This is a genomic window from Paenibacillus sp. GP183 (assembly GCF_900104695.1).
Classification (GTDB): domain Bacteria; phylum Bacillota; class Bacilli; order Paenibacillales; family NBRC-103111; genus Paenibacillus_AI.
The window spans coordinates 2,040,295-2,057,433 of the sequence record NZ_FNSW01000001.1; the positions used below are offsets into that span (position 1 = coordinate 2,040,295).

The following is a 17,139-nucleotide window of genomic DNA, read 5'->3' on the forward strand; positions in this document are numbered from 1 at the left end:
TATTTTTCTGGTTAATCTTGGATGATTGACTCATATACCGTCTTGTCAGTGCCGAGAACGAGACGAACAAGCAGTTCCTTCGCAGCCGCATAATCGTCGACGTGAATGATGGACGCCGCCGAATGAATATAACGGCCGGAAATACCAATGACCGCCGACGGAACACCGATCCCGTGCAAATGTATGCGACCTGCATCCGTGCCTCCCGGAGAGAGGAAATACTGGTAAGGGATGCGGTGCGTCTCCGCTGTATCCCGAATATAATCAGCCATCCTCGGATTAGTCACCATCGATCTGTCGATGATCCGCAGCAGTGTGCCTTTGCCGAGCTGACCGAACGCATTTTTGTCTCCGCTCATGTCGTTGGCCGGCGATACGTCTAGTACGAACGCCAAATCCGGACGAACCAGATTGGCTGCCACTTCCGCCCCCCGAAGCCCGACTTCCTCCTGCACCGTCGCTCCGGACACCAACGTATTCGGCAGCGGCTTGCCTTGGACCTCCTGCAGCAGCTCGATGGCAAGCCCAACGCCATAGCGATTGTCCCAAGCTTTGGCCATAATCTTCTTGCCGTCGGCCAGCGGCGTGAAAGGGCAGATCGGTACAATCTGCAGCCCAGGATGCACGCCCAGACTCTCGGCATGCTGCCGATCGTCTGCTCCGATATCGATGTACATCGACGCAATATCGATAGGCTTGCTTCGGGCCGCTTCATCCAGAAGATGCGGCGGAAGCGATCCGATGACACCGACAATAGGCCCGTTCTTCGTTATGATCTGCATCCGCTGCGCGAGCAGCACTTGATTGAACCAGCCTCCAAGGGCCTGAAATTTGATCATGCCGTTATCGGTAATAGCCGTCGTAATGAAACCCACCTCGTCCAGATGGCCAGCGACCATAATCCGCGGTCCGCCTTCCGCCCCTTTCCTGACGCCGAAGATGCCGCCTAGTCGATCCTGGATCACTTCGTCACTGACGGGCTCAAGCTGAGTGCGTACGAACTTGCGCAGCTCGGATTCGAAGCCGGAAGCTCCTGGCATTTCAGTCAACGTGCGAAACAATTCAAGAGTTTGTTCATTCATGGAAAAATCCTCCCCGGGTTTAACTGATTTATACTAATGGATAATGGCATGCGACCATTCGACCAGACTGCACTTCACTCAGCTTCGGCGGCTCCGATTTGCATCTCTCCTTGGCATAAGGGCAGCGGGGATGGAATTTGCATCCCTCGGGAACGTGAATGGGGCTAGGCGGTTCGCCTTCTATGGCATATTCTCTAGTTCGGATTCTTGGGTCCAGCACCGGCGCCGCTTTTATCAACACCTTGGTGTAGGGGTGATAAGGATTCCTGAATAATTCCTCTGTTTCGCCAAGTTCTATGATTTTTCCCAAATACATCACGGCTACCCGGTTTGTAATATAACGGACTACTCGCAAGTCATGAGATATGAACAGCATGGTCAATTGCAGCGACTGCTGTATGTCCCTTAACAGATTGATGACTTGGGCTTGTATTGAAACATCCAGAGCCGATACCGGTTCATCAGCGATGATAAAGGTGGGATTGAGCGCAAGCGCCCTGGCAATGCCAAGACGCTGTCTCTGTCCTCCTGAAAACTCTCCCGGAAACCTTTCCGCCATCTGTATGCTCATACCTACGGTTTCCAGCAATTGGCCGATCCTGTCGTCGATCTCGCTTTTCGGACATATTTTATGAACGGTCAATATTTCGGTCAACATGTCCCTGACCGACATTCTAGGATTCAAGGATGAATACGGATCTTGAAAAATCATTTGAAACTTTTTTCTGGCATCGCGCAGGCTCTGCCCCTTTAATGATGCTAAATCCTCCCCTTCAAACATCATTTTTCCCCCATCGGGGTTATACAGTCTCATCATGGTTTTGGCCAGAGTGCTTTTACCACAGCCGCTCTCTCCTACAAGACCCAATGTCTCCCCTTTCATGATGGAAAGGTTCACATGATCTACCGCCTGCAATATCTGTTTAGGCTTCCTGGCGATGACATCAAGTATCGGCTGTTTCAAGGGGAATACTTTTGTCAAGTCCTCGATTCTTACTAGTTCATTCCCTGCAGCGATCATTAAGGATACCCCCTAAATAGCTTCTATCAGCCCATGAATGCCGTCCATTTTCTCTATATAATGACATCTGGACAAATGCCCGGGGGCGATTTCTTTTAAATCCGGCATCTTTTCCATGCACTTCACATCTGCAAAATGACATCTAGGAGCAAAAGGGCAACCCGGAGGAAGATTGCTTAAATCGGGAGGCGCTCCTTGGATCGGTTCCAACCGGCCTCCCTTCTCGTTCCCTGTAGGCAGCGAGCTCAGAAGTCCATAGGTATAAGGATGTCTAGGCGTAGAGAACAGCGTGACTGTATCGGTAATTTCCATAATATATCCTGCATACATGACGGCCAGCCTGTCGCACATTTGGGCTACTACCCCCAGGTCATGGGTTACCAGGATAACGCTCATACCCAATTTTTCTTTCAATTGGTTCATTAGTTTGATGATCTGGTCCTGTATCGTAACATCCAGAGCTGTTGTTGGTTCGTCCGCAAGTAGCACTGTGGGCTCTGCAGCGAGTACGATGGCAATCATGACCCTCTGCCTCATACCCCCGCTAAATTGATGGGCATATTCCTCGATCCTGACTTCAGGAGCGGGAATCCCGACAAGCTTCAATAGTTCAATTGCTTTATTATATTTTTCGTCCTTTGTCATTTTCTTTCCTTCAAAGGCTTCAAAGATCTGCTCTTTTATTTTTAATACGGGATTTAGGGCTGTCATGGGCTCCTGGAAGATCATTCCGATTTCCTTGCCCCTTAATTTCCTCATTTCCTCTTCCGGAAGCTTTACGATATCCTTGCCTTTATATTGGATCTCCCCGCTTACGATACGTCCTGGCTGGCGTACCAATCTTATGATGGATCTGCAGGTTGCGCTTTTACCGCATCCGCTTTCTCCAACAAGCCCGAACGTCTCTCCCTTTCGGAGATTGAAGCTGACTCCGTCAACGGCTTTCACGGTGCTGTCTTTGGCGAAAAAGTAAGTTTTAAGGTCGGTAATTTCCAAAATGTTTTCCATATACCGCATCCCCGCCTTCTTATGAAATGCTTATCTGCCTTTGGTCCTGAGCAGGTCGGACAGCCCGTCTCCAAATAGACTGAACCCGCTCCCCGCTATGATCAGTGCCAAGCCGGGAAACGTGCATAACCACCATGCTTGCGATATAAACTGCCTTCCATCCGCAATAATTGTGCCCCATTCAGGCGCCGGCGGTTGAACGCCCAAACCAAGAAATCCCAAAGAAGCTCCCTGCAGCATGCACAGCACAATATCGGAAGCTCCATAAACAATAGCCGAGCTGACCACATTAGGGAGAATATGAATAAAAAATATTCTGCTGTCCTTGAAGCCCACAACCTTGGCGGCCTGCACATATTCAGCATTTTTGGCTACCATCACCTCGCCTCGAATCAGGCGCGCGTATTCCTTCCAGCTGACGAGCCAAATGGCCATGTACATGTTGTTAATGCCGGGGCCGAGTATGGCAACAATCGCTATAACTAACACCAAAAAAGGAATTGCCATAAAAATGTCCAGAATTCTCATCAAAACGCTGTCAATCCACCCGCCGTAGAAGCCGGCCAGAAGCCCGATCAAAGTGCCTACAGCGAATGGAACGATCGTCGCAATGACGCCGATTTGAAGGTTAATCCGCGTTCCCCATACGACACGTGAAAATACGTCGCGCCCAAAGTTATCGGTACCAAACCAATGCGCCTGAGATGGCGGAAGCAAAACTTGATTCAAATCCTGGGCGATAGGGTCATAATGTGCAATCCAACCAGGGAAAAAGGCAAATATAAGAACAAAAGCGATGATGATGAGCCCTATTTGCAGGGCAAAGCTCTTCCTGAAAAAAGAAATTTTCTTTTTTTGTCCAACAGGTGCAGCCATACGGTTCGTTTCCACAGCTTCCATGAACAGCACCCCCTTTATTCCAGTTTCACTCTGGGATCGAGCAACGAATAAGAAATGTCGGTGATCAGGTTGGCAATCAGAACCAATGCCGCAAATACAAACACAACCGCCTGTACTACAGCATAATCCCTGCTTAAAACGGCTTGAATCAACAGCGAGCCAACCCCGGGAAGAGCAAAAACGGTTTCGATAATAATGGCTCCTCCAAGCATACCCGCTACGCGCAAGGAGAGAAGCGTAATGGTTGAAATCAAAGCATTTCTAACGATATGTCTGGACCTGACTTTGCCTTCGCTGAGTCCCTTGCTCCTTGCAAAATCCACATAGTCACTATTCACTACATCTACAACGCTGTTACGAAGATTTTTAATCAGCAAGGAGCTTGTTGCCAAAGCTGTTGTGAATGCCGGCAAAATCAGAGATTTGAGATGCGCCGGCCACGTGTCACCCCATCCGGCTACAGGGAACCAATGCAATTTCAATCCGAAAAACATAAGAAGCAGTAATCCGATCCAGAACTGCGGAACCGCAATAGCGATGAGGGTTCCCGTTCTGATGATCTGATCCATGGTCTTATCCTTTTTTACGCCAGCAAGATAACCTAACGGAAAACTTAAGGCTATGACTATGATTGCAGCCATAGCAGTTAAAGATAAAGTCACTACGATACGCTTCGCTAATAGCTGGCTGACAGGAATAAGATAAACAATGGAATTGCCAAGGTTAAAGGATATTAATTTTTTTAGAAAAACAAGATATTGTACATACAAAGGCTTATCCAGCCCCATCTTTACATGGAGCTCGGCAACCAATTCAGGGGTTGCTTTTTCTCCCAGCATGACATAGGCAGGATCACCGGGGATCAAACGCATCAGAAGAAAAATAACTACCGTCACGAGCAAAAGGACGGGGATAATCTGAAGAAAGCGTTTAAGGATATAATGGATATGCTGCAATCAAAATCACCCGCCTTGTCTGAAAAAGGCAATATAATTTGAAATTTTATTTCGATTTCTTCTCAAGATTCTCAAATCGATAGTTGCCAAGAGGAGTCTGCGAGAATCCTGTAATATTTTTTTTCATGATCACAGGATATCCCGAGTTATACAGAGTAATCAGCGGCGTTGCGCTTGCATGAATTCCTTGAATCTTCGAATACATTTCTTGTCTCTTGACAGCATCCTGCTGCTTTTTGGCATCTAATGCCATTTGTATTGCCGTATCATCTTTCCATCCGGTATAGAAAGCTCTCGTCGCATCATTATAAACGACCATACGGTCAACAACTTGTGCCGGATCAACCATATCACTGCTCCAGCCATTCAGGCACAAATCGTAGTTGAATGATCTTTGCATGGACGACACGGTAGCACTTTCCAATTGTTTGATGGTCAGGTCGACTCCTATTTTGCTGAAGGAATCTTTCAAAATAACGGATACCTGATTGTTAATGGCATCACCGGAGCGAGTAAGCAATTCAAGCTTAATGCCTCCATTTGCGAATCCTGCTTCTGCCAAAAGCGATTTGGCTTTTTCAAGATCTTGTTTGTAAGGGGTAAGATTTTTATCATAGTACATCAAACCGGATGGGAAGAATGTCGTGCCCAATGTTCCGTAGCCATTAAGAACCGCATTGACCAAACCTTGCTTATCGATTGCGTAATTTAATGCTTGCCTTACTTTCACATTGTCCAATGGTTTTTTTGCAGTGTTAAGTGTAAGGTAATTCACCTGAGCCGCCTGGAAGTTTTGTACGGTATAATCCGGGTTGCTGCTGAGCTCTTTCATCTTATTATAAGGAACGAATGTAGCTACATCGATATCGCCCGATTGGAGCTGAAGCATACGGGTATTATCATCAGGAACTACAGTTAATTTTATTTCATCGGTCTTGGGCAGGCCCTGAACCCTATAATTCGGGTTCTTTTTCAACGAAATGTATTCGCCCTTTACCCACTTGTCAAGCATATAAGGTCCTGTTCCTGCAGGCTTCTGGCTGAAGCCTTCAACTCCCACTTTTTCAAAATAGGCTTTTGGAAGTACTGCAGCATTGAACATCGCGAGTGCCGCCAACAAGGGAACAAATGGCTGATCAAGTGTAAGCACTACCGTCTTATCGTCAGGGGCTGCTATTTTGGTGATCGCTTTAAGATTGGAAGTCCAGATGCTTCCCTTTTCATCACGGGCACGAGTAAGCGAGAAAATCCAATCTTCGCCTTTAACTGCTGTTCCGTCTGAAAATTTAAGGCCATCGAGCAGATGAAAAGTATAAGTCAGTCCGTCTGGGCTTATATCCCAGCTTTTGGCAAGGTCCGGTTCGATCTTGGTTCCATCATCACTGCTTTTGACAAGTCCGTTCATCAGGAGATTAAGTACCCAAATGTTTGCGTTTTGTGATTGAGTAACAGGGTCAAGGTTATCCGAATCTACTGGTCGGGCAATTGTTACTTTGGATGGAGCCACGGCACCTCCAGCTGTTTTTGCGGTCCCTCCGCCATTGTTGCTGCATGCGGCCGTGTAGAAAATCATCGAAAACAAAATTAACATGGCCGTCAATTTCTTGAATCCTGGATTTTTATACATTTCTATTCCCCCTATGAAATGATGCGGTACAAATTCTTACTCGAACATGAATCGCTAGCAATCTCATAACATACAATGTTATCATGGTCCGACCAATATATTGGATGATTAAGACTCCAAATATTCGGACAAATTCATTTACAATTAATATACATCATACCTATTTTCTCGTCAATAATAGATATCCCTGATTGTAAAATACATTGTCATTTTATGTAACAATACATCACATCCTAAACATTGAGTTCATTACTCCAAATTTTGACTTCATTTTTCTGAAGATGCTCCAGCATGGCAAGTCGCGCTTCGACCGCATCTCTATTTTTCAAAGCTTTGACGATTCGTTCATGTTCTTCTTGCGCCTCTAGAATATATCGTTCCGATATTTTTTTGGATTGGTTTTTACCTATTTTCATAGCTTCGAGGAACTTGGGCGATATCAAATCAAATATCGTTTCGTAAATGGAATTACCGGATGAAATGATAATTAAATAATGGAATCGATAATCTACCTCAATTCCGATACCTCCTTTTCGATTCACTTCAATTAATTCCAAATGAGCATTCTCGATCGCTTCCAGCTGTTCTTCATTGGCGCGTTCTGCCGCAAGGGCGACAGACTCAATCTCAATCCCTCGACGAAATTCCAATATTTCCCGCAGTGTCTGTTCCTCTACGATAAGCTTGCTTGTAATCGGTTCGATAAACGTACTGCCCGTTAATTCTTTCAAAATACTGCCAACCCCGGGACGCTTCTCTAAAATCCCTTTCGCGGCAAGGACACTGAGCGCTTCTCTAACGGCTGTTTTACTAACTTTAAATATTTCAACCAGTTCATTTTCCGAAGGCAATTTATCACCGGGTTTTATATTCTTTTCCTGAATATATCGTATAATCTGGGACACTATTTCTTCATACAAATTTTTTTTCCTAATAACTTCAAATGCCAATTTGGTAACCTCCCGCTATCATTTATGGCCGTTAGTATTGTCAGACCTTTTTGTATGATATTATCATACTATCTTTTTGTAAATGCGTGTAGTTTCTGAGTAAATGATTCAGGAGGATCCCAATATGGAGGGAAATGAAAATTACCAAATCAAACAAGTACCCAGAATGTTTGAACAAGTGATCAAACAAATTATGAATTATATGATTTCGGAACACATATCTACCGGATCGAAGATTCCTACAGAGAGGAGTCTTAGCGATTTATTGGAGGTCAGCCGATCCTCAATCCGGGAAGGAATTCGAATTTTGGAATTATTGGGGTACCTGGAATCAAGACAAGGCGAAGGGACCTTTGCATCCTATCCGCCTCCTTTTCTCATTCCTTGCCAGGTTTTAAATCAACAAATAGATTCCCAAAGTCTTCAGCGCTACTACGATATATTTCTCATGTGTTCGGAACAGATCGTCATGACCCTGGTTGATGAGGAACCATTAAGAAGTCATTTAGACTTCACTTTTCCCGAGAAGAGCTCAAACTTTGGCGCGGATTTTGCAAGGTGGATCGCATATCTTGGAAATCAATTGCCAAACCCGCTTTTTCTTGCTTTATGGCGCAATATTTATGAGCTCCTAGAGGAAAACCAATTCTTTTTAAACTTTCATTCAGATCTGCAAATCAATACTTTTAAGGAGCATTTTTCGGAAAAGAATAAAACGAAGCTGCTGGAGTTGTTTCAAGCTTTAAAGGTGAAGTGACACAGTCACGAGGAAGCAGAAAAAAAGGAAGGACCTCCGAGATATAGCTTTAGAGGTCCATGCTGTCCGGTCGGCAGAAGATTCAAGCTTTAAACAAATTCAGCAGCTGGCGCTCCTCGGAAAACCGCTGCAGGTTCTCGCAGAATAGATCGGTCAGGCGTTGATTCTCCTGAGTCACCGTGCTTGCGGAATGAGGCGTGATCAGCACATTCTCCATCGACCATAGCGGGCTGTCTGCAGGCAGCGGTTCAGTCCGGGCAACGTCCAGGGCAGCACCGGCGAGGTGACCGCTTTGAAGAGAAGCGATCAACGCGTCTTCATCCACCACCGCCCCACGGGCGATGTTGATCAATACGGCACCCTTAGGCAGGAGTGCCAATTCGCGTTCGCCGATCATCCCTTCTGTCTCGGGAGTATGCGGGCAGATGAGCACCAGGAAGTCGCAGCGAGGCAACACCATGGACAGGCTGCTCTGCGGGTAAAGCTCATCGACATTAAGGGAAGCGGGGTCCATATCGACGTTCCGCTTGACGCCGAGCACCTTTAATCCGTTGGCCTTCGCCAGCCGGGCAACCTCACGCCCAACAGCCCCAAGTCCCACAACCCCCAACGTACTGCCGCGCAACTCTTTACTGCAGTACCGCTCCCAATGGTGGGCCGCCTGCTCTTTGCGGATAAAAGGGACGTTTTTTGTAAAATAAAGCATCGACAGCAGGCTGTGCTCCGCCAGCGGAATGGCATGAATACCGGCAGCATTGGTAATCGTGATCGAGCTTTGATCGAGCCCGAATTTTTTGACGATGTCGCCAATCCCGGAAGAGGTCGCCTGAATCCACTTGAGCCGGGGAGCCAACTCGGTCAGCCGGGGAGTGAGTCGGCGGTCAAAATCCCACATAATATCCGCCTCAGCCAGCCAGCTCAGAAATTTCTTCTCCTGCTCCGGCGTTCTACTCCAGTCGGACGGACCTATATGATCCGCCTGATAGCGGGGCTTATAGAGCAGCTCCGGATCATAAAGGACCCGTAGTCCGGGCAGTGTCTGCCGAATCCGTTCCACCTGTTCAGGCTCAAGGTATGAAGCAATCAATACGGTAAATGACATGGTACGCCCTCCTATGGTTAAATTATTCAGAATAAATGATTTCTTGCCCGAACTAGGTCAATTGAACATAGTCCAGGACTCTGCTGATCTCATCATGAGCCAAGCGGTCCAGCTTCAGGCCCGGCGAACGAATATCCGAGCAACGGATTGCTCCCCGCCGCCGGAGAATCTCCTTGCGGACGGCCAAGCCGACCCCGATCTGCCCTTCGTAGCTGATCAAAGGCAGGTACTTGTAAAATGTCGCAGCCGCTTTCTCTCTGCGTCCCTCCGAGAAGTCCTTATAGATCGAGACCAGAATCTCGGTATAAGCGAACCCGGTCATCGTGCCCACGGCACCCCGTTCCAGCTCCTGGAGAAAGAAAACGCCCCCCAGCCCTCCGTAAATCCGGGCATCCGGGTTCTTCTCCAGAATCCGGCTGATCTTGATAGGAACAGGAGCTTCCTCAAGCTTGATCAGATTCAGGCCAAGGCCAGCCAGCAGCGATGCCGGCATGATGACTCCTGTAGTAACGGGCTCGTCCTGTACCACAATCGGTATCGAGACGGCCTCAGAAATCGTGCGGTAAAAATCCCCTACTGCATCGAGGTTTCGCAGATTGGTCGGCGGCGCTACCATGATGCCAGACGCACCCAGCTCCGCAGCGCGATGTGCGGTGTTGATCACCACACGGGTCCCTGTATGTGTGACATTGACAATTACAGGAATGCGACCATTTACCTGCTCGATCACCACGCGGGTGATCAGATCGCGCTCGGCATCGGTCAACTTGGAAACCTCTCCCATAATACCGAGAATAGTCAGGCCCACAGCTCCCGCCTTCAGTTGAAATTCGACGAGAGACTGCAAGCTATCCTCGTCCACAAGCCCCTGCTCCGTAAATGGCGTGGCCAAAATGTTAAAAACACCATTAATCAATGTCATCTACCTCCCGTAGTTTAAGTAATCGAAGCCGAATTGCGGCCTTATGAAACATGGTTCACTACAAAATCCCTGAATTGGATCATTCCTTTTTCAATTGTGTTGATATCTGTAGCGTAGGATAAACGTATATAGTTTTTCACTTCAAAGCTGCTGCCCGGTACGACAAGAATATTCGCATGCTCTAACAGAAGGCGGCTCAGGTCATCGTCGTTACCGATCGTTTCCCCCATAGCCTGCTTGCCGATCAAGCCTTGAATGCTGGGAAACGCATAAAACGCACCTTTCGGCATGGGGCACTCCAAACCAGGAATTTCCCTTAGCATTTGCACCATCCGTATGCGGCGCCGATCGTATTCTTCCACCATATCCCGGATGGGCTCTTGGCTTCCTGTTAGAGCATCTATGGAGGCAACCTGGACGAAAGCTGTAGGATTGCTCGTCATATGACTCTGCAAATCTTCCATCGCTTTGGCAATTTCCTTAGGAGCAGCAGCATATCCCATGCGCCATCCAGTCATCGCATATGCTTTGGAAAAACCGTTGACGGTAATCGTTCTTTCGAAAATATCCTGGCCAAGACTGCCTATGCTTACATGCTTTTCTCCATCGTAGATCAGTTTTTCGTAGATTTCATCGGAAATCACAACGAGATCGTGCTTCACACAGACCTCAGCAAGCTTTTGCAATTCTTCGCGAGTATAAATGGAACCGGTTGGATTGCTCGGAGAGTTAATCACTACACATTTGGACTTCGGTGTAATCACAGCTTCCAATTGTTCCGAGGTAAGCTTAAATTCATTTTCCCCTTTGGTTGGGACTAGTACGGGAACACCGCCTGCCAATTTTACCTGTTCCCAATAACTGAGCCAAGCCGGCACCGGAATGATCACCTCATCACCGAGATTAAGCAGAGCGAAAAAGATATTGATCAATGAATGCTTTGCGCCACCGGATACGACAACCTGGTCCGGCTGATAATGAAGGCCATTGTCTACCCTGAGCTTCTCGCAGATCGCTTGGCGCAGCTCCATAATTCCTGCAGTAGGCGTATATTTGGTATGCCCTTCCTTGATAGCCTTGTAAGCTGCTTCATTAATGTGAGCGGGCGTAGGAAAATCCGGCTCGCCCTGTCCGAAAATCAGAACATCAATGCCCTGCTTGCGCAATTCCTTTGCTTTCATCGTTAGCTGTATGGTTGCGGAGCCTTCCAACTGCTGAGCCCTCAATGACAATTTTGACTTCATGGAGTTCAACTCCCTCATTAAAATATAGTTTTTAAATGGATTTAACCATACCCCCGTCAACCAATAAGGAGCTTCCGGTCATATAGGTGTTAGCATCCGATAATAGGAATGTCACAACGTTGGCAAATTCCTCCGGTGTGCCGTAACGTTTAAGCGGTATAGACTTTTGCGATTCGTCCATGACTTGCTCGCGTGTAACGCCTAATTTGTCGGCTTTAAGCTGATCCAGATATGCAATTCGATCGGTAGCAATTCTTCCCGGAGCAACCGTATTAATCAAAATATGATACGGAGCCAATTCCTCGGCTAACGTTTTTGTTAACCCGACGATGCCGAGTCGAAATGTGTTGGATAAAAGGAGACCGGGTATCGGTTGTTTAATGGAGGAAGAAGCGATATTAACGATTCGTCCCCCTGCTTTTTTTAATTCCGGAAGCACTTCGCGGATCACGCGAATATAGCTCAGCAAATTCAGTTCAAACGCTTTTTGCCACATTTCATCGGAGAGCTGTTCGAACGTACCGCCTGGAGGTCCTCCTGCGTTATTGACCAAAATATCGATTCTACCATATGTATCTGTTGTCAATTGAACTAAAGCTCGGATATCTTCTGCCTTTGTAATATCCGCCACACCATAAGCCACTTTTCCTTTGCCCAGAGCTTGCAGCTCTTTCTGTAAGGCTGCCAGCTTCTCTCCATCGCGGCTCGTCAGCATCACGTGCGTTCCTTCTTTGACCAGCTGCGTCGCAATAGCCTTTCCGAGTCCCTGACTGGATGCAACAACAAGAGCAACCTTATTTGCCAGATTCAATTCCATCTCATATTCACCTATCTCTCATTAAAAATAGAAAAAACGAGGAAGCATCATTATTACAATATAATATGTTATTATGGTCCGACCTATTTTTACAAATCAATCCTGTAAAAATGATGTCGCGTTATCCCCATGTAAACTTATTTTACATTTCCTCAATTTAGTCGTCAATCATTATTCGAATTCCGTTTACATTACTTCTCACACATCCTGCAGCTTTTTTAGAAGCTTGCTGAAAAGTGCCGCCCTGCCAGCGAGTTGATCGATCAAAACGTGCTCGTACTCCGCATGAGGTCCATCGCCAATGGGTCCTAATCCGTCCAAAGTTGGTATACCGAGCGCCGCAGTAAAATTCCCGTCGCTTCCGCCTCCAACCGATACTTCCGTCAAAGTGATCCCGAGCTCGGAGGCGCACTCTAATGCCAGGTTGAACAGCTTGGCCGTCCGCTCCGTACGTTCCATCGGAGGTCGATTCATTCCTCCTTCGACATGCAGCGATATTCCGTTCAAATGCGGTTTGGCACCGCTGATCAGCGAGGTGATACGTTCCGCTTCTTCCAGACTGGTAACACGTACGTCAATCACGATGTCCGCCTGCTCCGCAACCACATTGGCACGATTGCCGCCATGGGCTATACCGACATTGACCGTAGTCCCTTTGGCGTAATCGGTCAAACTATGCAGGAACTGGATTTGGCGGGCCATCTCTTCTACGGCACTGATGCCCTCTTCATGGTGATTGCCGGAGTGAGCGGCTTTGCCTTTAATCGACATCGTAAAACGTGCGGTGCCTTTACGTGCCGTCTTTACCGCACCGTGATGAGCGGGCTCGGGTACAAGCACGGCTTCACTTTTTAGCGCTTCCGCTTCAATGAGCCCACGGGAAGATTGGCTGCCCACTTCTTCATCGCTGGTGCACAGGAAGACGATCTTTTTGCTTAGCGGGATACCCAAATCGCAGCAAGCTTTGATCGCCCAGAGACTTTGGACGATGCCTCCCTTCATATCGAAGATGCCAGGCCCGTATGCCTTATTTCCCTCCACTCGATAAGAGAGGCGTCCGACGTCCCAAACCGTGTCGTAATGACTGGTAATCAAGATTTGATCCACCCCTTTGCCCATTGTAAAGCGCAGGTGGTTGCCCGCTTTTTCTTGAATGATGACTTCAGCTTCCAAACCGAGTCGCTCTTTAAACAGCACCTGCAGTTCTTGACTGCAGCGTTCCAGCATCACTTTGTCATGTGTTGGCGATTCCGCTTTGACGATCCGCTCCAAGTCGGCCAATATTTGCTGTTCGTTTTCCTTTAAATAAGCATACATTTTATCCATAACCGTATCTCCCTGCTTCTTTATATTTGTGGGGTCATCCTTGTTTCAATCCCATAAATTTCAAATCCGGCCGTCTATTTAATCCTAATGCACGTTCAAATACATGGGCAATACCAAGCAGCCTGGCTTCACAGAAATGGCGGCCGACAAACTGAATACCGACAGGAAGCAATGAGGAGGTAAACCCGCCGTTGACGGTAATGGCCGGATGACCCGATACATTGAAGGGGCCGCTGTATGTCATCTCGTCCACTTCATGGTCTCCAATCAACGGATCTTCTTTTGGAGCCGGAAACGCAACGCTGGGGGTTATCAAAGCATCCATTACCTCAAGCGACCTCTGGAGCTCACGGCGAAACGATTCCTGCTCCCGCAGCGCTTCCAAATACCGGACTGCGGTATGTCTGGTTCCTTCCTCAATCTGTCGGTAGGTATGCGGGGCATATTCGTCTCCCCGATCCATCCATTTGTGATGAATCACAGAAGCTTCCGGCAGCAAGACGTTCATCAGGATATCTTCAAACCGTTCATAGCCTGGAATCGTGACCTCCATCAGTTCCATGCCTAACTCCTGCAGCAGATGCAAAGCTTGTTGATAAATGTCAAGGACTTCTTTCTCCACGCCATGCAAAAGGCTGATCGGCAAATATCCGATCCGATTTCCTTTGCAATCTTCATTCAAATGGCTGCAAAATGACCCGTGCGATCCGGCATCGGAGTGAGAATAACGGTCACGTGAATCGTATCCTGCGATCGCATCCAGCACGATGGCCGCATCTTCAACGGAACGCGTAATCGGTCCTGCGTGATCAAGTGACCAGGAAAGTGGAAATACCCCGTATGTGCTGATAAGTCCATACGTTGGTTTCACGCCAACTGCGCCGCAGTACGATGCGGGGATTCGAATGGATCCGCCGGTATCGGTGCCAATGGAAGCAAAGCCCAATCCGGCAGCGACAGCAGCCGACGAACCGCTGCTTGAACCGCCAGCCGTGCGGCCCACATCCCACGGGTTGTTGCATTGGCCGTAATCGGGATGGACTACGCCATAGGCAAATTCCAGCAAATTGGTTTTACCGAACATAACGGCGCCATTCTGCTCCAATTTTTCAACAATCGTTGCTGAATGATCCGGTACAAAATCATGTAAAATTCTCGAACCGCAGGTCGTTTTGATTCCTTTCGTATAGATCAAATCTTTGACGGAAATTGGAATCCCTGTCAGCAACGGGACCGTCTCTCCCCGCAAAAAAGAGTCTTCCGCCCGTTTTGCCGCTTGCGTCGCAGGTTCACGCAAAAAAGAGATAAAGGCATTCAAGTACGGCTCCAGCTCTTCCGCTGTTTGAAACAAGGTTTGCAGCAGTTCAACGGGGGATATTTGTTTTGCCCGGTAAAGTGACGCGACTTCAGAAATGGATGAAAATAAGATCTCTCTCAACCATTTAACCTCCTTTACTTAAAACATGTGATTCCCGCCATCGGCTGAAATGATTTGCCCGCTTATGTAGCTTGCATAGTCAGATGCGAAGAAAAGAACGGGATAAGCGATTTCTTCCGGTTCGCCCAAACGATGCAGCGAGATGGCATCCAGCAGCCGATTCTGCTTGTCTTCCTGCATCGTTTCCCACTGCTTCACAGTAGATGGATTCGACAGCACAAAACCGGGCGCCACGTTGTTCACCGTAATCCCATATGCCCCAAGCTCTCGGGCCATCTGTCGGGTCAATCCGATTTGACCTGCCTTGCCGCTGGCATAAGCCTGGATGCCGGTTAAGCTGAAGCTTCGGCCGGCGCCGCTGGAAATATTGACAATGCGGCCGTACCTCTGATCCTTCATAATCGGAGCAACAGCACGAATCATATAGAATACCGCTTTTAAATTGATGTCCACTACCCGATCCCACTGTTCATCCGTTACCTGTTCAACGGGTTGATGCGCTTGTCCGACAACGCCGCCCGCGTTGTTCACCAGAATATGCAGACCCTGAAATGTCTGTACCGTCTTGTCTACGAGCCGCTTTACTTCGTTCGAATCGGTCAAATCGCAAGCGCTCACCTCGATGTTCCCGCCTGTTCGATGCTCCTGGATGAGCTCTTCGATGTCCCTTTTCGTCTGGGTCAATTCTTCTTCACTCAGATCGGTTCCGAATACGGAAGCACCATTTCTCGCAAATTCCTTGCAGATCGCTTTGCCAAAGCCATGGCCAGCCCCGGTTACAATGACGACCTTGTCCTTAAAGCCTATCCATGGTCTTCCATTAGCACTCTCGAACATAGCAAACCTCCCAAACTTGATAAAAGGCCGTTGTCTCCGTTAGAAAACCCACAATCTATCAAATTACGATGTTGCCGAAATTCTGGCAAAAAACTGCTGCATGCAGTCGACCACGATGGGGATATCATTCGAATCAATATCTTTATGGGTTACAAGCCGGAATGTTTTGGAGTCGATGACATGGATGCGAATATACTGTTTTTCGAGTGAATCGGCTAACTGCCTTGCAGTCAGATCAGGCTCGACGATGACCCCGTACACCATATTTGTCTGAACGGAATCCATATCGATAAATAAGCCCGGCAGCTTTGATAACCCTAGAGCCAAGCTGCGTGCATTCGTATGGTCATCTTGAAGCCGATCCGCCATCTTGGTCAACGCGACGATTCCGGCCGCCGCAATGACGCCGGCTTGTCTCATACCTCCGCCTAACATTTTTCTGTATTTTCTCGCGGATTTGATAAATCGTTGATTCCCGGCCAGGATCGAGCCTACAGGCGCCGAAAGTCCCTTGCTCAAGCAAATTTGAACCGAATCAAACGGTGAAGCGAGTTCGGATACGGGAATTCCCAGAGCGACGCTTGCATTAAAGAGCCGAGCTCCATCCAAATGGGTCTTGATTTCGTGAGCTTTCGCGAGTTCGCAAACCTTCTTTGTGTAGTCTAAAGAAATGACGGTCCCTCCACCGCGATTATGCGTATTTTCCAAACATATCAAGCCGGTTCGCGGATAATGAATATTTTCCACCCGGATTGTCTTTTCGATCTCATCGATGTCCATCATTCCTTTGATCCCGGCAATGGGAGCCGGTTGAACCCCGGATAAAGCGGACATACCCCCTACCTCAAAGTAGTATATATGGGAGGAGCGTTCAACGATGACCTCATCCCCCCGCTGGGTATGGCTTAAAACCGCTAGTTGATTGCCCTGTGTACCGGAAGTGACAAATAGAGCACTTTCTTTTCCCAACATCCGGGCCGCCAAGGTCTCAAGTTGATTAACGGTCGGATCTTCACCGTAAACATCGTCCCCTACCTCCGCGTGGATCATTTCTTCCAGCATCTCTTGGGTAGGCTTTGTAACCGTATCGCTTCGCAAATCAATTATTTTCATGACTGAATTCCTCCGATATCTTCTTATTTACTTGAGTGT

16 protein-coding genes are annotated in these 17,139 nt (G+C 47.8%); 1 reads left to right on the forward strand and 15 read right to left on the reverse strand.

The window, feature by feature from the left end; translation table 11 throughout:
* Positions 1–11: 11 nt before the first annotated feature.
* The 7 genes from BLV33_RS10175 to BLV33_RS10205 form a co-directional block, all read right to left on the reverse strand.
* On the reverse strand, positions 12–1,082 hold the full coding sequence (locus BLV33_RS10175) for a M42 family metallopeptidase (RefSeq protein WP_090790655.1): 1,071 nt from the start codon (positions 1,080–1,082) through the stop codon (positions 12–14).
* A gap of 28 nt (positions 1,083–1,110) precedes the next feature.
* Positions 1,111–2,103, reverse strand: a complete 993-nt coding sequence (locus BLV33_RS10180; RefSeq protein ID WP_090790657.1) for an ABC transporter ATP-binding protein — start codon at positions 2,101–2,103, stop codon at positions 1,111–1,113.
* A 12-nt stretch (positions 2,104–2,115) separates the two neighbouring features.
* A complete protein-coding gene (locus tag BLV33_RS10185; protein WP_090798838.1) occupies positions 2,116–3,111 on the reverse strand; it encodes an ABC transporter ATP-binding protein in 996 nt (331 codons plus the stop codon).
* A gap of 30 nt (positions 3,112–3,141) precedes the next feature.
* Complete coding sequence (locus tag BLV33_RS10190) at positions 3,142–4,011, reverse strand: ABC transporter permease (protein ID WP_216234741.1); 870 nt, start codon at positions 4,009–4,011, stop codon at positions 3,142–3,144.
* 14 nt (positions 4,012–4,025) lie between these two features.
* Entirely contained in the window at positions 4,026–4,967 is a 942-nt protein-coding gene (locus tag BLV33_RS10195; protein ID WP_090790660.1) for an ABC transporter permease, read from the reverse strand.
* A 46-nt stretch (positions 4,968–5,013) separates the two neighbouring features.
* The gene (locus BLV33_RS10200; protein WP_090790662.1) at positions 5,014–6,594 is read right to left on the reverse strand and encodes an ABC transporter substrate-binding protein; all 1,581 of its coding nucleotides are present in this window, start codon (positions 6,592–6,594) and stop codon (positions 5,014–5,016) included.
* Between the two features lie 233 nt (positions 6,595–6,827).
* Entirely contained in the window at positions 6,828–7,544 is a 717-nt protein-coding gene (locus tag BLV33_RS10205; RefSeq protein WP_090790665.1) for a FadR/GntR family transcriptional regulator, read from the reverse strand.
* A gap of 124 nt (positions 7,545–7,668) precedes the next feature.
* Here BLV33_RS10205 and BLV33_RS10210 point away from each other — a divergent pair, with 124 nt between their 5' ends.
* Positions 7,669–8,301, forward strand: coding sequence for a FadR/GntR family transcriptional regulator (locus BLV33_RS10210; protein WP_171909091.1), 633 nt, complete (start codon positions 7,669–7,671; stop codon positions 8,299–8,301).
* 82 nt (positions 8,302–8,383) lie between these two features.
* On the opposite strand, the gene BLV33_RS10215 is transcribed toward BLV33_RS10210, so the two are convergent.
* From BLV33_RS10215 to ltaE, 8 genes are all read right to left on the reverse strand, one after another.
* On the reverse strand, positions 8,384–9,403 hold the full coding sequence (locus BLV33_RS10215) for a D-2-hydroxyacid dehydrogenase (protein WP_090790669.1): 1,020 nt from the start codon (positions 9,401–9,403) through the stop codon (positions 8,384–8,386).
* Positions 9,404–9,455: 52 nt separating this feature from the next.
* Positions 9,456–10,325, reverse strand: a complete 870-nt coding sequence (locus BLV33_RS10220) for a dihydrodipicolinate synthase family protein (RefSeq protein ID WP_090790672.1) — start codon at positions 10,323–10,325, stop codon at positions 9,456–9,458.
* A gap of 41 nt (positions 10,326–10,366) precedes the next feature.
* Positions 10,367–11,569 carry a pyridoxal phosphate-dependent aminotransferase gene (locus BLV33_RS10225; protein ID WP_090790673.1) on the reverse strand — a complete coding sequence of 401 codons (1,203 nt, stop codon included), beginning with the start codon at positions 11,567–11,569 and terminating at the stop codon, positions 10,367–10,369.
* 31 nt (positions 11,570–11,600) lie between these two features.
* Entirely contained in the window at positions 11,601–12,386 is a 786-nt protein-coding gene (locus tag BLV33_RS10230) for an SDR family oxidoreductase (protein WP_090790676.1), read from the reverse strand.
* 198 nt (positions 12,387–12,584) lie between these two features.
* Positions 12,585–13,712, reverse strand: coding sequence for a M20 family metallopeptidase (locus BLV33_RS10235; RefSeq protein ID WP_090790677.1), 1,128 nt, complete (start codon positions 13,710–13,712; stop codon positions 12,585–12,587).
* A 34-nt stretch (positions 13,713–13,746) separates the two neighbouring features.
* Positions 13,747–15,150, reverse strand: a complete 1,404-nt coding sequence (locus tag BLV33_RS10240; protein WP_090790679.1) for an amidase — start codon at positions 15,148–15,150, stop codon at positions 13,747–13,749.
* Between the two features lie 18 nt (positions 15,151–15,168).
* Positions 15,169–15,987, reverse strand: coding sequence for an SDR family NAD(P)-dependent oxidoreductase (locus BLV33_RS10245; protein WP_090790682.1), 819 nt, complete (start codon positions 15,985–15,987; stop codon positions 15,169–15,171).
* Between the two features lie 63 nt (positions 15,988–16,050).
* Positions 16,051–17,100, reverse strand: coding sequence for a low-specificity L-threonine aldolase (ltaE, locus tag BLV33_RS10250; protein WP_090790684.1), 1,050 nt, complete (start codon positions 17,098–17,100; stop codon positions 16,051–16,053).
* Positions 17,101–17,139 lie beyond the last annotated feature (39 nt).

What these genes read in the sequence shown, in the direction of transcription:
- BLV33_RS10175 (WP_090790655.1), bottom strand. Translation starts at nt 1,082, where the DNA reads ATGAATGAACAAACTCTTGAATTGTTTCGCACGTTGACTGAAATGCCA.
- BLV33_RS10180 (WP_090790657.1), bottom strand. Translation starts at nt 2,103, where the DNA reads ATGATCGCTGCAGGGAATGAACTAGTAAGAATCGAGGACTTGACAAAA.
- BLV33_RS10185 (WP_090798838.1), bottom strand. Translation starts at nt 3,111, where the DNA reads ATGGAAAACATTTTGGAAATTACCGACCTTAAAACTTACTTTTTCGCC.
- BLV33_RS10190 (WP_216234741.1), bottom strand. Translation starts at nt 4,011, where the DNA reads ATGGAAGCTGTGGAAACGAACCGTATGGCTGCACCTGTTGGACAAAAA.
- BLV33_RS10200 (WP_090790662.1), bottom strand. Translation starts at nt 6,594, where the DNA reads ATGTATAAAAATCCAGGATTCAAGAAATTGACGGCCATGTTAATTTTG.
- BLV33_RS10210 (WP_171909091.1), top strand. Translation starts at nt 7,669, where the DNA reads ATGGAGGGAAATGAAAATTACCAAATCAAACAAGTACCCAGAATGTTT.
- BLV33_RS10215 (WP_090790669.1), bottom strand. Translation starts at nt 9,403, where the DNA reads ATGTCATTTACCGTATTGATTGCTTCATACCTTGAGCCTGAACAGGTG.
- BLV33_RS10220 (WP_090790672.1), bottom strand. Translation starts at nt 10,325, where the DNA reads ATGACATTGATTAATGGTGTTTTTAACATTTTGGCCACGCCATTTACG.
- BLV33_RS10225 (WP_090790673.1), bottom strand. Translation starts at nt 11,569, where the DNA reads ATGAAGTCAAAATTGTCATTGAGGGCTCAGCAGTTGGAAGGCTCCGCA.
- BLV33_RS10230 (WP_090790676.1), bottom strand. Translation starts at nt 12,386, where the DNA reads ATGGAATTGAATCTGGCAAATAAGGTTGCTCTTGTTGTTGCATCCAGT.
- BLV33_RS10235 (WP_090790677.1), bottom strand. Translation starts at nt 13,712, where the DNA reads ATGGATAAAATGTATGCTTATTTAAAGGAAAACGAACAGCAAATATTG.
- BLV33_RS10245 (WP_090790682.1), bottom strand. Translation starts at nt 15,987, where the DNA reads ATGTTCGAGAGTGCTAATGGAAGACCATGGATAGGCTTTAAGGACAAG.
- ltaE (WP_090790684.1), bottom strand. Translation starts at nt 17,100, where the DNA reads ATGAAAATAATTGATTTGCGAAGCGATACGGTTACAAAGCCTACCCAA.